General features: G+C 38.7%; 10 protein-coding genes. 1 reads left to right on the top strand and 9 read right to left on the bottom strand.

The window, feature by feature from the left end; genetic code table 11:
- Window positions 1–200: 200 nt before the first annotated feature.
- From ABIQ28_RS00220 to ABIQ28_RS00195, 6 genes are all read right to left on the bottom strand, one after another.
- Window positions 201–929, bottom strand: a complete 729-nt coding sequence (locus ABIQ28_RS00220; protein WP_348034731.1) for an energy transducer TonB — start codon at window positions 927–929, stop codon at window positions 201–203.
- A gap of 63 nt (window positions 930–992) precedes the next feature.
- Window positions 993–1,355, bottom strand: a complete 363-nt coding sequence (locus ABIQ28_RS00215; protein WP_348034730.1) for a VanZ family protein — start codon at window positions 1,353–1,355, stop codon at window positions 993–995.
- A complete protein-coding gene (gcvH, locus tag ABIQ28_RS00210; RefSeq protein ID WP_348034729.1) occupies window positions 1,348–1,728 on the bottom strand; it encodes a glycine cleavage system protein GcvH in 381 nt (126 codons plus the stop codon). The genes ABIQ28_RS00215 and gcvH overlap by 8 nt, the downstream gene beginning before the upstream one ends.
- Window positions 1,729–1,786: 58 nt before the next feature.
- Complete coding sequence (sprA, locus tag ABIQ28_RS00205; protein ID WP_348034777.1) at window positions 1,787–8,938, bottom strand: cell surface protein SprA; 7,152 nt, start codon at window positions 8,936–8,938, stop codon at window positions 1,787–1,789.
- 64 nt (window positions 8,939–9,002) lie between these two features.
- A complete protein-coding gene (gene ruvA, locus ABIQ28_RS00200) occupies window positions 9,003–9,584 on the bottom strand; it encodes a Holliday junction branch migration protein RuvA (RefSeq protein ID WP_348034728.1) in 582 nt (193 codons plus the stop codon).
- A gap of 45 nt (window positions 9,585–9,629) precedes the next feature.
- Complete coding sequence (locus ABIQ28_RS00195; protein WP_348034727.1) at window positions 9,630–11,945, bottom strand: NADP-dependent malic enzyme; 2,316 nt, start codon at window positions 11,943–11,945, stop codon at window positions 9,630–9,632.
- Between the two features lie 339 nt (window positions 11,946–12,284).
- Here ABIQ28_RS00195 and ABIQ28_RS00190 point away from each other — a divergent pair, with 339 nt between their 5' ends.
- Entirely contained in the window at window positions 12,285–14,165 is a 1,881-nt protein-coding gene (locus ABIQ28_RS00190) for a hypothetical protein (RefSeq protein ID WP_348034726.1), read from the top strand.
- A gap of 134 nt (window positions 14,166–14,299) precedes the next feature.
- Here ABIQ28_RS00190 and queG read toward each other — a convergent pair whose 3' ends face one another.
- The 3 genes from queG to ABIQ28_RS00175 form a co-directional block, all read right to left on the bottom strand.
- Window positions 14,300–15,232: a tRNA epoxyqueuosine(34) reductase QueG gene (gene queG, locus ABIQ28_RS00185; protein WP_348034776.1), complete on the bottom strand. Its 933-nt coding sequence runs from the start codon at window positions 15,230–15,232 to the stop codon at window positions 14,300–14,302.
- A complete protein-coding gene (locus ABIQ28_RS00180; protein ID WP_348034725.1) occupies window positions 15,232–16,566 on the bottom strand; it encodes a cytochrome P450 in 1,335 nt (444 codons plus the stop codon). Before ABIQ28_RS00180 ends, queG begins: the two co-directional genes overlap by 1 nt.
- Window positions 16,567–16,797: 231 nt before the next feature.
- Window positions 16,798–17,184 (bottom strand): Holliday junction DNA helicase RuvB C-terminal domain-containing protein (locus ABIQ28_RS00175; RefSeq protein ID WP_348034724.1); only part of this gene is annotated, 387 nt, incomplete at its 5' end.

The following is a 17,184-nucleotide window of genomic DNA, read 5'->3' as shown; positions in this document are numbered from 1 at the left end:
TCACGTGTTTAAAATGTTAATATTATACTAAAATCACAACAAGCATACAAAAGCAAAAATCCCATCGATTTATTGCGATGGGATTTTAACATCCTTAAAAAATATTTTCGTCAAGGGAGTTAGGCTCTTTAAAGATAAGAAAATAAAAAACCCAACGCTTTCACGTTGGGATCTTTAAATATTTAAACACTAAAATATTATTAATCTTGAACTTGGAATAAGATCGGCAAAGAATACGGTACAGTTACCGCTTTACCACGTTGTTTACCAGGCTGCATTTTTGGTAGCAAGCCGATCACACGTTGTGCTTCTTTTTCTAATCCAGGGTGTGGTGCTCTTGCCTGAACACTGGTAATGCTACCAGTTTTATCGATCTTAAAAATCACATTAATACGTTGTCTTCCTGAAAGACCTAACTCAGAAGCCAACTCCGTGTTGAATCTTTTATTTACGAACTCAGCGATTTTTTTGGACATACAGTCCTTTTTCGCATTGTTACCATTCTCCTTTTCACATCCAGGAAATACAGGTACGTTTTCAATAACTGCAAATGGCACCTCGATTTCCTCTTCTGGAGCTTCTACAACAACAACATCTTCAACTTTCGCAATTTCTACTTCCTGATTTGATTCAGATGATTCAATTACAGTCTCTACAACTTCTTTGTCATCTTTAACAACTTCGATAAGCTCTGGAGCTGCTGGTGGCGGCGGTGGTGGCGGTGGAGGCGTTTGTAATTGTTCAGTGATTGGAATTTCTTCTTCCAATTCATCATCCATATTAATCATGCCAATATCAATCGCTGCTTTATCATAAGTTTTGTAATTGATGGCCAAATTGGTCAACAATAACATTAAAGCGAGACCAACAGAAAAATAGATTGAACTATTTCTACCAACGTCTGCCTTTACATTTTTTTTCGGTTCCATATGCTTAGAGTGTTTAAGGATGCTAAAATAACCAATAATTTGTTAAAAAAGCAAATGAATAATTTATTTTAACTTTAACTTTCTATAGACTATTACAAAGAGTACTGCAAGAATCGCTCCAAAGCCGTTAGCAAGAGCATCATACAGATCATACTGTCTACCGGTGGTTAACAATTTTTGAAGCAACTCCATTAAAAACCCATAAGAGGAGGCAATAACAAAGGCACAAAATAGTGCGCTTCTAATTTTCAATGCATTGCAATAATTGAAAATCAATAAGGTGAAAATAAAGTATGCTCCAAAATGTCCAATTTTGTCATCAAACGAAGTGCCAAGAGAAGGGATGCCACGAAGGGATGCCAAACTAAGTACTAAAAGAATGATGGCGTATAGCACAAATAGAGCAAAAGCCCATCGTTTACGCACCTATCAGTTCCTTATAGGCATCCGCAGAAAGCAACTTATCTACTTGAGAAGGATCTGATATTTTTATTTTGATCATCCAACCCTTGCCGTAAGGATCCGTATTTACTTTTTCTGGTTCATCTTCAAGAACTTCATTGAACTCGATAATTTCTCCAGAGAGTGGCAAGAACAAATCAGAAACTGTTTTTACAGCTTCCACGGTTCCGAAAATTTCATCCATTTCCAAAGTTTCATCTAAAGTTTCAACTTCTACATAGACGATATCGCCTAATTCTCCTTGTGCAAAATCTGTAATTCCTACAGTTGCTACTTCACCATCAATGCTAATCCATTCATGATCCTTGGTGTACTTTAATTGTGCTGGTATATTCATTTTTGTAATAAATTTAATAGTGAAACAAATGTACTTTTTTAAAATCCTTTAATCAAAATTAATTCCCGAAATTATAACGCAAGGTAATTCCTGATCGGATGGTTGTTTGCGGGAATGCCGTTGAGATGGCATATTCAGAAAATGTATAATCAAAATAGAAGATACCCGTTAAGTTTTTACTGAAGGCATAATCTGCCGAATATTTAACACCCCAAATAGTCTGCCCAGAGGTCACTTGATTGTCTTCCAAATCAAGATACCTGATGATGGTTTTGTTATCGCGTAACGAAATATCGGCCTTCATGTTTAAATCGGCCGTAATAACTTGTTGAGGGCCGGCCATTTTTGAACGGATCCTCACGTTCTTGATGCGGTAACCAAGTCCCACAATATATTCATTCCCTTTTATTTCGGTCAATAAATTATTGTCAAAGCTTAAGGAAAGGATTCTATCTTTTTTAACTTCAGCAAGAATTTTTACAGAACTCTTCATCTCAAAGTCCAATTTGACCAACGGACTGAATTGCTCTTCCAAGTTGATATTGCTGAAAAGGGTCTCATTTTTAAAATTTCCTCCTTGATCGAGCACTTCCGGATTGGATTTATCGTAATCCAAATTGGTTCGGAACTGATTGATGGTATAACCAGAGCGATAGCCATGCGTCACAGAGAAACGCTTAAACTTGTCCTTAAACCAGGTTAAACGCATCAAACCAGTGTATTTCAACGTCCAATTAGGAATTGGAATATCTCTAAAAGCACTTAAGCTTACATGATCGGGATTTGAGCCTTGATAGGCTGATAAAAAGGCCGGTAACAACACCGCTTGATTGTTTTTTCCAAACCCAACAGGAAAGCCTCCAGCATCTACTGGATAGGTATCACTTCCATAAAAATCACGTGCCAAACGTCTTGCCACCACCAATCGATTTGCTCTAAAATCATCAAAGGCAGCCGATTGCGTCTCATCACTTGCACTAAACGCGGTTTTAATAAGTGACGTAGAAATATTAAAATTACCAAATGAATTTGTAATCAACGCGTTGTAGGTATCGCTCATGCCGTCGCCATTGGTGTCTAAGGCATTAAAGTTTTCACTGGTGTTTTCGGAATACATCCTACTGCCAATCAAATCAATTTTTAAATCTTTGATCACTTCAATATTTGCAGACACATCCAAAATTCGGTTGGTAACTTCGGTGTACTGCTGATTGAAATCGGGGTAAACGGTCAACCATCCATTTCTGGCTACCATATCTCTAATATCATTTTGGCTACCAAAAGTGTATCCAAATGTTGGCTTTAACGTTCCTATAAATCCTGGAGTTTGTAAATACCCTGGCAGAAATGTTCCGTTGTTTTCACTGTAATTGATTTGCACACGCTTAACCATAGTGGCAAGATCAACAAAGGTGTTAAACACTTTTGTACCTACACTTGTTTCATCGGCTACGGCTTGACCCGCTGCCCATCTATCCGCCGCGTCGGCCTTACCATCTTTTCTTTGAAGTCCTACAGGCACGGCGCTACGACCTTGAGTTCCATTTTTCCTATTGTCTTTTCTTACTAAGCCAATATGTTTGTAAAGTGTTTCCAGGTTAAACGTGGAATTGATATTATGGGTATTCGCATTTTGAATTGAATTTCCAAGATTATAATTGCGAAATGTCCCAGTGACTTCATCCTCGAACGGGAAATTAGTGTTCAAATCAGAGCCTTTTTGCCATTGGAAATCGCCCGTATAAGAATAGGTTGCTTTTAAGAAACTAAAGGTTGGAATCTTATATAACGGAATTTCGTAATTGAGTTGCAATTGCTGATTTTGGATATTAGGATCGCCCAAATCAAAAAAACCATTCCAAACATCAAGTGTAGGATCTTGTTTCCCGTTAATGATATCGTCAATAAAATAATTGCGGACAATATTGGTGTTATTAGCCGTGAAATTAAGATTCAGTGACTTTGAGATTTTGTAATTAATGGCATACTGAAAATCGAAACGATAGTTTCTTCTAAATAATTCTTCCAGCCCAATATTATTACCAGCCAGTTCAACCTCTCTAAATTTCTGCTTATTGAATTGACGTAAAATATCTGAATTGACGGTAAAACTGTTCGGCAATAAATTGAAATTAAAATCCTTTAGAATCTTAGCATATCTACTTTTAAAAATAGAATCATTTTTAGCGAACGGCTCAATCGTGATGGGATTGAAATTATGGGCATAATTAACCCCGGTTCTAATATTTTGATCCAACGCATTTTCAATTTCGAAATCCCGATGTTCTACTTTATTATAGGAATAATTAAAGGTCAGATTCTCCACATCATAAAAACGTGGTTTTTCATCGCCCGTCCGCTGTTTTCTAACGCCGATAAAATTGATACTTTTGCGCTTTGTATAATCTTCAGACTGCTCCAAAATCTGATCCTTTTCTGCTGAAGAACTTGCGGCACCCAATCTGGAGTCGAGTGTCAAGTCATTATAAAACTGATCATATTTAGGCGTGACCATCTCCTCGCTTTGCGCATAGTTGAACGGTACCTGGATGCCCCATTTTTTAGGCAGTAACTGGCCAACATTAATATTGGTCACCACATCGTATTGTTTGACATCTTCACGACTGCGCTCATTAGGACGTTGCTCGATACCACCAAAACCAACGGTACTTTGACGTCCTGTCGCACTGATATCGGCAAAATCGGCGATATTAGTATCCATGCTCAATATGGCAGCCCAACCGCCTTCATTATCCAAATCAGAAAGACGAAGCTCATTAAACCACACCTTCCCACATAAATTGGTCGCTGTGGTATTGTTTTTAACACCAACCATTAGCACCCTGATATCTCCAAAATTAGGATTTCCTTTTATGGACACGCGTGTTTGCCCCACCTCAAAATTATCTCCTGCTTGTACAAGTTCTGGCCCCGAAGAGGTGACGTTATAGTAGGTCGGATTTTGATTGGACAAAGAACCATCACTAATCCCTAAGGCTTTGATTTTTTGTAATACATCCAAATTCAGGTTAATTTCGTTTTCAGAAGGCCATACTTGATCTCTTCCTGCTCCTGCAACCACGTTTAATGGCACTTGAATCTCATAGAAATTTTGGGTAAAATCATTCCCCATTCGGATAAAACCAACCATTTCACCAGGATATAAAGTACGTCCTTCCAAACCTTCAGCGTGCATGAACATTTTCAGTTTTTTATACTGACGCATGTCCACACTAATATTTTTATAAACTCCACGAGAGTCGTCTCCTACCAATTCACAAACCTCAATTACTAAAGATTGTTCGTTTTGTCTGATGATATTATTGTTATTATTTAATTGCTCCAACTCAACCCCAGGAGGCAATACATAATTCCCTTCATTTTCTTGTAGACCTATGACCCCAACACTAAAGGAAGCATCCGCACTGTTGTTGTTTGGATTGCTGTCCAAATCCATGGTGTAACGTCTCCAGTCACTTCTTACCAAATCTAATGTGGCAAAACGCATGACGGTGGTTTGTGTAAAATCTTTAAGATACATTCTTGCAAAACGTATGGACCGGATATCGGAGATTCCACCAATGGCCCGTGTGGCATTGTCAATTGGAATTCTAAATTGGTACCATTTCACATCTCTATTATCGCCGTTTGGCAACGTGATATTCCGGCTCTTTACATCATTAATAAGGATGTTGTTTGGATTATCCAGACTCGCACGGGTGATTTCAATTTCATATTCAAAATAACTATCAATGGTATTCATTGTGTTATCTCTGTTGATATCCTCTACATCAGGTTGCGTTGTTGAACCTCTATTGGTTTCAGAAAAGACATCTGGCGAATTTCCTTCTGAACCATTATACATTTTATAGCGCTCAAAAATATCGCCTTCTGCCTGAAGAAAATATTTATAGTTATCATTGGATGGATCAGGGCCAAATTGCGAACCGAATTTCGCTATCTCCTGAGCATCATTATAGCCATCATAGCCCACATCTTGATTGGCACGATCGTTTCCGGTACTTGAAAAGGCATAAATTAAAGATTGATTTCGTGGCACGACGGTTCCATATTCAGTCACTTGCAATCCGCTCACATCTCCATTGTCGGGAAGACCGTTTTCATATTGTTTTTTACCATCCTTAATAATATCTTCTGAAATATTACCTAGGTTTAAAAGCAGTTTTCCTCCCGGATTTGACGGATTATCCAAAAACGGATCTTGAACCCAAAACTCAATGTATTCAACGTTGGCCTGTTCAAAATCGGTACTGGTAATGGCTCGGGTAATTCCCGCCCAACTATCTTGCGGTCGGGTCAGTGCATTTGGATAATCAATATTCTGGGTTTGAAAATTATAAGGCCCTCTTTCAGTTGGGTAATAAGCCAAATCCAAAGTTGGAATGATGGTAGTCTGACCTTGAACCAAATCTCTTTGTGGGAATATTTCATCTATAAAAACACGTCTGGTATAAAGGTTGGACAAATCATTTTCTGTTATTCCCTTTGGCCGTTGGTTACTGTAAAAAATAGGGTCAATCGTGTACCAATTCAGATGCGCTCTATTGAAACCGTTCTGCACACCAATTTGATCTTCATTCGCACCAATGCCCAATCCTTTAGGACGACTGGATAAAAACCAAGACTGTGGAGATAATAAATCGATACTGCCTTGCGAACCTTCAAAATCGTCCACATAAGCCGTCGCCTCTCCCTGAAAATCGGTGCCTTTTGGAGCACCAGGAAGTAGGTATGCAAATTCTCCTCTTACCGAAAGGTTTGAGGCTACATCGGTATCAATGTTGGGTAACTTATTTGCCAATCGCGTTAAGAAGGGCACTTCCGTAGAATAGTTCCCGTTAAATCCAAAGATGGTATTATTGATCGATTCGGTATTATAATTGGCTTTCTGGGTAATGGGACGCTCATTCAAATTTAACAAAGTGCCGCCCAAAACAAAGTTTTCACTGAATTGGTGCTCCACATTCAAACCCGTAAACCGTTTGGTCTGTTGCCCAAAAACTGCATTATTTTCAACCGACACATTAATCGGTGTGTTGGAAGCTTTTAAAGCCTGATCCACAATTTCAACACGGCCCAATTGATAGTTCACGGTATAATCGACACCTTCCACCAGCACTCGTCCACCAGCGGTCACTTTTACAGAACCTCTTGGCACGTTAAAGGCACCAATGGCAATACCTTCGCCACCTGAAGATTTATAACGTCCTTTTAATTGGAATTTATTTTTATCAGATTGCTGCAAGGCTGCAGTTTTAGTACCCTTGTACAGGATATCATATACATATTTTTCCTGATTCGGGTTGGCATAGATATCATCATTATAATCTGAAGGATACGCAGGGTCTGCTAAAACATCAAATAGATACTTTCCAAAAGGCTCCACTTTGGTAAAAATGATCTTACCATTTTGGGTCAAAACCGTGATCCCTGGAACGAAGTCAAAAAATCCATCACCATTTTGCTGCGGATCATTGTTATAGTTCAATTGATCCAAATGGAACAGTCGAATTAATGGCGTTTCAGTGATCGGTGTATCATCAGATGGATCTGGCGTATTATTATCAAACAGTGGAAAAGTGGTCCCTGCCACTGGCTTAATGTAGTTTAACGGCGACGCTTCCGTGTAAAAAATATTCAATCTGAAATCTTCCTGACTTAATTGATAGGCGCCAGAATCATAAATATTTTTCATCATCAAATCCCAAACAGGCTGATTCACGTTAGTGATCGTACTTTTCAGCATCTTTAAGATAAGGTTATTATTGTTGATGACGGTATTGCCCGAAACCGGATCGGTTGAAGATCCTGTAGCCTCAACACCATCATTGGCAAACTCCCCTACCTGATAGACATTGCTTCCAATAGTATATTGGAAGGCAACGGCCAAGACTTCATCGTTTTGCAATCGCTGGTTCAATGAAATATAACCCAATTGCGTTTGAAGGGTATAATCATAGCCTTCCGTCAATTTTCGGGCATTTTCCAATTTCCCAAAGTCAAAACCTTCATTTGCAGGAATATTAATACCTTGGTTTATTCGCGTAATATCCCTGACCGCGCTGTTTAAATTGGACCCTGCGCCACCGATATTGGTCGGGTCAAAACCATTATTTTTATTATTGGGAAGTGGTCCAGGCAATAAAATATTAACCGCAGAGCCTACACGTTGTGATTCCCCAAGGTCTTGGAAAGCGACAATATTACGAACGTTATCCGTTTGGTTACTTCTATTGGTGACCCAAACTTCAATACGTGTAATTTGTACGTTACTGTTGATATATGGATAACGTTGAAGAGCTACATCATAACGATCCCTAAAGTATTGAGCGAGGAAAAAATGCCGATTTTCGTCATAATCTCTTGCAAAAAACGAAAACTCCTCAAGCGTACCGCCACCTTGCGCTATCACTGAGCGTGATTGGGATTTTTGTTCAGAGAAAACAGCGGTTACTTTAGTTTTTCCAAACTGCAACTCGGTTTTAACACCAAACAAACTTTGCGCACCGGTAATTAAAGAGCTATTGAGTGGCATACTCACGTTACCCACTTCAATTTTTCTGACGATATCATCTTCGGTTGGCGTGTATTCCAACTTAATTAAATTTTGAAAATCGAAGGTAGATTGCGTGTCGTAATTGGCTGTTACTTGAAGTCGTGTCCCCACTTTTCCCAATAAACTCAAACTGATCCGTTGATCAAAATCAAATGTAAAATTACTTCGGTTGCGTGGCGAAAATGACGGATTGTCCTGTTTGGTAAACAAGATCCCTAAATCCATTTCTACCGAACCTTGCGGAATGACCTCAATGGTGTTGCCACCAAAGATGGTTTCAAAAAACCCGGAGTTGACATAAAACTCAGGAAGCAAGTTTTTCTGCTGATCTTCAGTCCCTGCTTTTTTACCTTCGGCAGCGTCAACCTTTTGTTTATAATAGGTTTTTAGATTTTCATCCAACACCATCTTTTGATACTCTTTTGGAGTTAGAATCAGTGGATAATTAATATTGAACCGCCCAACCGTTTCTGTATAAATATACCGATCGGTTTTGGGATCATAAGTGTATTTTGAAACGATACTATTTGGATTCGGCATTTTGATCGTGCCAAATGCATACCCAGTTTTAGTCGAATCTTGATCGACTGGAACCACTTGAGAAAACCCAAAATAACCTACAAACAAGACCACACCTATGAGCCATAAACGTTTTACTGATAATGATAAGCTAGGTTTCGTTGTACTCAAAATCCGTTTATAAGTTTTTTAACGCTTGTTTTATGATGACTTCCACGCTTGCATCGGGCTGACTTGCCACCACTTTATCCACAACCCGCTCAGCTTGTTTTCGCGCAAATCCGAGAACTTCTAAAGCAGATAACGCTTCATCTTTATTAGTATTGTTTTTAATGGTAGAAAGTTCATCCAAATCATACACCTTTAACACCTTATCCTTCAAATCCAAAATCACACGGGCTGCCGTTTTAGCGCCAATGCCTTTGATGGATTGAATCAATGCCGCATCACCAAGCGCGATGCCTTCTCTAACCTGTTTTGGCGTTAAAGAGGACAGCATGGTCCGTGCAATACTCGGACCGACACCACTTACGGAGATCAACAACTTGAAAATCTCACGCTCCGCGATGGATGAAAAACCAAACAAAGAATGGGAATCTTCCTTAACCTGCAAATAGGTATATAGCTTAAGATAGTCGCCCTCTGGAATTTGAGAATAGGTGTGCAATGAGATATTGAGGAGATAGCCGACACCATTGCAATCTATTACAACATCAGTTAAATTTTTTTCAACAAGTTTCCCTTGGATATGTGTAATCATGTAATGGCTTTAGTTAAATACTCAAATGTAACAAAATTATTCTCATTATAAAGCTGATTCCTTTTCCAAGGCCGCTTTGATTTCCTGTTCTTTTTTCTCCTTATGTTGGGCATCAATAACAGCAATAGCGGTCATATTGACAATTTCATCCACACTAGCATCCAACTGCAAAATGTGCACTGGCTTGCGCATACCCATCATGATTGGCCCGATAGATTCTGCCTTATTGAGTTCCTTTAAAAGTTTATACGTGATGTTTGCAGAATCTAAATTTGGAAAAATAAGCGTATTGACTCTTTTGCCTACCAATTTTGAAAATGGAAAGTTCTCTTCAAGCATTTCTTGATTGAGTGCAAAGTCTGTTTGCAATTCCCCGTCCACTAATAAATTTGGGCTGGTCTCGTGCAAAATTTTAACGGCGTCTCTTACTTTTGTTGCTTTCGGACTCGTTGAAGAGCCAAAGTTTGCAAAAGAAATCATGGCCATGACGGGCTCCATACCAAACATCCTTACCATTCTTGCAGTCATTTGTGCAATGGTCGCCAAATGTTCTGCAGGCGGATCAATGTTGATAGAGGTGTCACTCAAAAACATAGGTCCACGTCGCGTCATCATCAGGTTGGTGGTGGCGATACGAGTGGCGCCTTTAGCCAATCCAATAAGCTCCAACATCGGTTTAACCACCGATGGATAACTGCGCGAAAAACCTGAAATTAAAGCATCAGCATCGCCTTCATTAACCATCATGGCTGCAAAGTAATTGCGCTCTCTCATCAACTTTTGAGCGGAGTAAAGTGTGACGCCCTTACGTTTGCGTTGCGACCAATACACTTCCGCATATCTATTGCGACGCGCATCTTCTGAATCATTTTTAGGATCAATGATTTCAATATTTGCATCAAATTCAATTTCAGCCATCAAGCTCAAAATGGTTTCTCTTCTTCCTAATAAAATAGGAATGGCGATGCCTTCATCATAAGCAATCTGTGCTGCCTTTACCACGTCAAGATGATCTGCTTCAGCATATATGACCCGTTTCGGATCCATTTTAGCGCGGTTGGTTAGGAGGCGGATGATTTTATTGTCTGAACCTAAACGTTCCAATAAACTATCGCGGTATTTGTCCCAATCGGTAATTGATTCTTTGGCAACCCCACTATCCATAGCTGCCTTTGCAACTGCCGGTGGCACTTCTGAAATTAATCGTGGATCAAAAGGTTTTGGAATGATATACTCTTTTCCAAAAGTTAATCTGGTTTCGCCATAAGCAATATTTACTTGTTCTGGAACATGTTGTTTCGCCAAATCGGCAAGGGCTTTAACAGCGGCCATCTTCATGGCTTCGTTGATTTTAGTTGCCCTAACATCTAAAGCGCCCCTAAAAATATAAGGGAATCCTAGCACGTTATTTACCTGGTTAGGATGGTCCGATCGGCCGGTAGCCATAATTACGTCTTTACGGGTATCGATGGCTAATTGGTAGTCAATTTCAGGATCTGGATTGGCTAAGGCAAAAACAATAGGATTGTCGGCCATAGACAATAACATTTCAGGAGAAACAATATTTGAAGTGGATAAACCAATAAAAACATCGGCGTTTGCCATGGCATCTTCTAACGAATCGATTTCACGATGGGTAGCAAATTCAGCTTTTTCGGCCGACAAATTTACTCTGCTCTGTCTGATCACACCTTTACTATCGCACATCACGATGTTCTCACGTTTGGCACCAAAAGCTTGGTACAAACGTGTACATGAAATGGCCGCAGCGCCTGCGCCACTGATCACAATTTGAGTGTCTTCAATTTTTTTACCCGCAATCTCCAAGGCATTCAATAACGCTGCCGCAGATATGATCGCGGTTCCATGTTGGTCATCGTGCATGACCGGTATGTCCAATTCTTCCTTTAAGCGTCGTTCAATTTCGAAAGCTTCTGGTGCTTTGATATCCTCAAGATTAATTCCCCCAAAAGTTGGCGAAATCATTTTGACGGTTTGAATGAATTCCTCTACATTTTCAGTCCCGATTTCAATATCAAAAACATCTATATCTGCAAAAATCTTAAAAAGTAAACCTTTTCCTTCCATTACAGGTTTTGACGCTTCAGGACCAATATTACCTAATCCTAAAACTGCAGTACCATTTGTAATTACGGCTACCAAATTACCTTTGGCTGTATATTTATAAACATTATTGACATCTTTGGCAATTTCTAAACACGGTTCTGCCACGCCTGGGGAATAGGCCAATGACAAATCGCGTTGTGTCGCGTATTTTTTAGTAGGAACCACCTGAATTTTTCCAGGGGTAGGTTTTGCGTGATATACTAATGCCTCTCTACGTTTGCTCTGCTTGCTCATAATAATTTAAAATTTTGCTAAGGAACAAATATAAGCGTTTTATAAGTAAAGAAAACTGAGATAAGTTGGTTTTAAAACAAATTAACGTGGCGGCAATATTTTAGGACAATAAGTCAATTCTGTGTCGTCCTATTTCCCCTCAATTTTTAATATCAAATCGATTAATCCGACACTAAAAAATGGAATCCTCAATTAGGAATACATCTCATGAAAAGTCCAACTATTGCTTTGGAAAATAAATGTCAAGATTCAAACTGCATTACACTATTAATTTATGGATTTAAGCTAACCAATTGAATTATATTTGTCTGTCATTCTTTTTAGAACCTCGCTATACTAATGTCTTTAAAAACCTTCTTTTTAATCCTTCTCTTTTTATTTTGTCAAGGTTTGCTTGTTGCGCAGGTAACCAAAACGGACAAGGATTCGACTGAAATTTATAAGAAAATTGAAGAGTATTCCAAAAAAAGAAAATTCACTAAAACAATCTATAAGCTCGTTTTCAGATCGACTGCTAAAAAACCCACAAACGACTCAAAAAACATTCGGAAGCAAAATCTTACGCCGTTTGAAGGTAAAATCATCAGACACATCACGATACAAAGTCATGATCCTTTTGGATTTTCATTCACCGATAGCACGCAAACAGCTAACAGTTGGGTTGAAAAAACAGGCAACTTTATACATATCAAAACGAAAAATTTTGCCATAAAAAATATTTTACTCATTAAAGAAAACACACCTTTAGATACGTTTTTATTAAATGAGACGGAACGTTTAATACGCTCACAGAATTTTATACGACGCGTTCAGGTTACCGCTAAAGACGCCGATACCTCTAAAGACTCAGTGGACTTACATATTGAGGTTTTGGACACTTGGACCATAATCCCAAACGGAAGTATTTCCACTTCAAAAACAAAATTAACCTTGAAGAATTCGAATTTTCTCGGTTTTGGACATGAATTCAATAACAGCGTGATCAAAAGTTTAAAGGACAAGAATTATGGCTACGGCTATGACATGAAATACACAGTTCCAAATATTAGAAACACCTTTATCAAAACCACCGTCGCCTATAAAAATGACTTGGATGGCTATTACAATAAAGTCCTTAATATTGAACGGCATTTCTATTCGCCATTAACCCGATGGGCTGGCGGCATTTATCTGGATGAACAATTTAGAAAAGATTCTTTGCAGAATGCACGATCTGAATCCAGTTTACAAAACTTCAAATATTTAACCCAAGACTTTTGGGGTGGCCATGCCTTTAAAATTTTTGATGGTAATTCAGAAAAAGAACGCTCCACCAGCCTTATTACCAGTGCACGATATTTGCACGTAGGCTATAGTGAACGCCCTACTCGCGCTTATGACAGTATTGGTTATTTTGCAAACGAATCGTTTTATTTAGGAAGTATTGGCATTGCATCACGACAGTTCGTCAAGGACGACTATGTTTTTAGGGATGGGACTATTGAAGATGTTCCCGTTGGGACTATTTACGCCGTGACCGGTGGTTATCAAAGAAAAAATCAACACAACCGCATGTATGTTGGCGTGAAGGCATCTCACGGTAATTATTTTAATTGGGGTTATTTGAGTACCAATTTTGAAATTGGAACTTTCGTGGACCAGAGTCATTTAGAACAAACCACCATATCCTTACAAGCGAATTACTTTACAAGACTCATTTCATTAAGCGGCCATTGGAAAATGCGTCAATTTGTAAAACCACAAATACTGATTGGCACCAAACGATTGGCATCTCCTGGCGATCGCATTACCATTGATCAAAACAACCGATTTAAAGGGGTTTACGACAATTACTATGATCTTAAAAATGGCGCAGGTATTCCAGGGTTTGATAGTGAATTGATGGGTACAAAAAAATATGTATTGGCGTTACAGACACAGTTTTATTCTCCATGGGATGTAATGGGCTTTCGAATAAATCCGTATGTGAATTTAAGCGCAGCCATGCTGGGCGAGGAAGGTTCTTCGTTACTAAACAACAAACTATATTCATCTATCGGCATCGGCGTTATTATTAGGAATGATTATTTGACCTTTAGTTCCTTTCAACTGTCGTTTTCATTCTATCCCAAAATCCCAGGTCATGGCGATAATGTTTTTAAAACCAATGCTTTTGAAACTAAGGATTTTGGCTTTCCAAATTTTGAACTGGGTAAACCTAAACCGGTTTGGTATAATTAGGCATTGGGCATGAGGAATTAGGGATTAGGTGGCAATCGGTTTTAAGTATTGGCTATCGTACTTTATTTTTTGAATAGCTCTGGAATCGTCATGTAGGTATTAAATAGATTGCTCTTATAAAAGAAAAATTCTCTTTAAGACTCCTGGCTCCTCAGGAATTCGATATTTCGTTTTAAGCCCTCGAACTTTGTGCGTTTAACCGCTGATTTCTTAAAGAGTTTTTGAAACACATCTTCAGTAATCTCTTCCCAATCCTTTTTGGTCATAGATAATAATTCAGGATGTGGATTGAATAAGGGTTCACTATGTGCTTTTGAAAAGCGGTTCCAAGGACATACATCCTGACAGATATCACAGCCAAACATCCAATCCTCAAATTTCCCTTTGAAGTCGGTGGGGATTTTATCTTTTAGTTCGATGGTAAAATAGGAAATACACTTGCTGCCATCTACCACATATGGTTCAGTAATGGCTTGCGTTGGACAGGCATCGATGCATTTGGTACAGGTGCCGCAATGATCGGTGGTTGCATGATCATATTCCAAGTCCAAATCAATTATCAACTCCGCAACAAAATGAAACGAACCTCTTTGTTGGCTTAACAACAAGGTATGTTTTCCTACCCATCCCAATCCGGATTTGGCGGCCCAAGCCTTGTCCAAAACCGGTGCTGAATCTACAAAAGCACGCCCACTGACCTCGCCGATTTCCTCTTGGATAAAGTTTAATAGCTCTTTAAGCTTGTCTTTGATCACAAAATGATAATCGGTGCCGTAAGCATACTTAGAAATCTTATAGGTATCTTGAATTTGAGTTTCCTTTGGATAATAATTCAGTAATAATGAAATGACACTTTTAGAATCTTCAACAAGTTTGGTTGGATCTAAACGTTTGTCAAAATGGTTTTCCATGTATTGCATATCGCCATTCATGTTGTTCTTTAACCATTTTTCAAGTCGGGGTGCTTCTTCTTCTAAAAATTGTGCTTTGCTAATTCCACAGGAGATAAAGCCGAGGCGTTTGGCTTCAGCTTTTATGAGTTGGCTGTATTTGGATCTGTTTTCTATCACTTAATTCGTTCTTCAAATCTTAAAAAAGCATTCTTAGGCTTCAAAGTAATCAAAGGAGTCATCTCTATAGTTTCAAATTCTTGAAATATCTTATAGGTTTTAACCAATTCGGTCACGGCAATAATCATTTCAAACATAGCAAAATTATTACCGATACATTTCCTTGGGCCTGCACCAAAAGGAAAATATTGTGATGAAAATTTACGGCCACCATCTTCAAAACGTTCTGGTAAAAACTCATTCGGTCGTTGCCAAAGTTCAGGATGACGGTGGATTTCATAGATGGAAAACAACAATTTTGAATCTTTCTTAAAAATAAAATTGTTAAATTCATCCTCTTCTACATTCACGCGATCCATAAAATATACTGGTGGATACAAACGCATTCCTTCCTCAATGACCTGCTGGCAAACTTTTGAAGTCGTGACCACGAGCATCAAATCCTCAGGATTATCGTTTCGTTTAATTTCCTTATAAATTTCGTCTTGCCATTCCGGATGTTGCGCTAACAGCTGAAAAATAAAAGTCAATGCATTGGAGGTGGTTTCATGACCCGCCGTAAAGAGAATAAAGATTTCGTCAATAAGCTGTTCTTCATCCATTGCAATGCCATCGTCATAGCGTGCTTCCAAAAGCATGTCCAACAAATCGTCATGTCTTTCTTTGGATTCGCGTCTTGTATTGACAATATTTTTAAGAATTTGTCGAGCTTCCCGGGTTAGCACCAAATGTTTTTCAATAATGCCACTGGCTTTGAACCACCAGCCTAGATAAGGTTGACGTAGTTCTTTGACCAACATTTTCTGGGCTGCCTCCGTGATAAATTGCAATCTGCTAATATCTTCAGCGCTTGCCGCACTACTGAACAGAGACTTTACAACGGTCTGAAAAGCCAAGTCATTAAACACAGGAAACATATCGATCGTTTTACCAACTTCAATACACTTATATTCCAACAGAATCGCCTCACGTATTTTATCCAAAAGATTCGCCAATTGCTTTTTGTGAAATGCAGGCTGTATCAATTGGCGTTGTTTTTTCCACAAATCCCCTTCAGCTGTCAATAAGCCCTTCCCAACATATTTGACCAAATCTTCAGTTTGAATTTTAGATTTGGTATAATTCTTAGGGTTCTTTTGAAGCACATATTCGATGAAAGCGGCATCTCGAGAGAAAACGATCTCGCTAGAAAAACCGATCCTTAATTTAAACGTGTCGCCCTTAGCTATAAAATTTTCGTGATGGAACGGCAGAGGATTTTTCAGAATCTCCAAAGAATGCTTTAGAAAACGAACTAAAGGAACTGAAGGGATTTCTTTTTTGGTGATCATTTACTTAGAAACAAATTTCATTGCTGGTTATAGAACGCTGATGACGCTGATTTGGCAGATTTGCACTGATTTGAGTAGTCAAAAACCACAAAAACTACATATACTATAAAATTAGAGTTTTGTGCTTACCTTATCAAAATTTGTGATATTTAAACGTTAAGATCACAAAAAATATTGAGCTCCGAATTTTCTCATAATACAAATTCACAAAGCCCAATACTCCTCAGAAATTTATGAAAACAATCCGCCTTGAGTTGCACCTTTTATTTTGCCGAGGTGTTTATAGGCTAACTCGGTTACTTCCCTTCCACGCGGCGTTCGCATAATAAAACCTTGTTGTATTAAAAACGGTTCATACACTTCTTCAATGGTCTCTGCACTTTCACTAACAGCAGTGGCCAGTGTGGAAATACCAACTGGGCCACCTTTAAACTTATCGATGATGGTGGTCAAAATTTTGTTGTCCATTTCATCAAGACCATGCGCATCGACATTCAATGCTTTTAATGCGAATTTAGCAATAGCAATGTCAATACTTCCATTTCCTTTTATCTGAGCAAAATCACGAACGCGACGCAAGAGCGCATTCGAAATACGAGGTGTTCCTCTACTTCGTCC

This window comes from Gelidibacter sp., assembly GCF_039916245.1.
GTDB lineage: Bacteria > Bacteroidota > Bacteroidia > Flavobacteriales > Flavobacteriaceae > Gelidibacter.
The sequence above is the reverse complement of the archived record's forward strand: the minus strand, read 5'-3'. Positions and strand labels throughout refer to the sequence as shown.

Bases quoted from the DNA above. Each gene is read 5' to 3' on its own strand.
- ABIQ28_RS00220 (WP_348034731.1), bottom strand. From the start codon at position 929: ATGGAACCGAAAAAAAATGTAAAGGCAGACGTTGGTAGAAATAGTTCA.
- gcvH (WP_348034729.1), bottom strand. From the start codon at position 1,728: ATGAATATACCAGCACAATTAAAGTACACCAAGGATCATGAATGGATT.
- ruvA (WP_348034728.1), bottom strand. From the start codon at position 9,584: ATGATTACACATATCCAAGGGAAACTTGTTGAAAAAAATTTAACTGAT.
- ABIQ28_RS00195 (WP_348034727.1), bottom strand. From the start codon at position 11,945: ATGAGCAAGCAGAGCAAACGTAGAGAGGCATTAGTATATCACGCAAAA.
- ABIQ28_RS00190 (WP_348034726.1), top strand. From the start codon at position 12,285: ATGTCTTTAAAAACCTTCTTTTTAATCCTTCTCTTTTTATTTTGTCAA.
- ABIQ28_RS00180 (WP_348034725.1), bottom strand. From the start codon at position 16,566: ATGATCACCAAAAAAGAAATCCCTTCAGTTCCTTTAGTTCGTTTTCTA.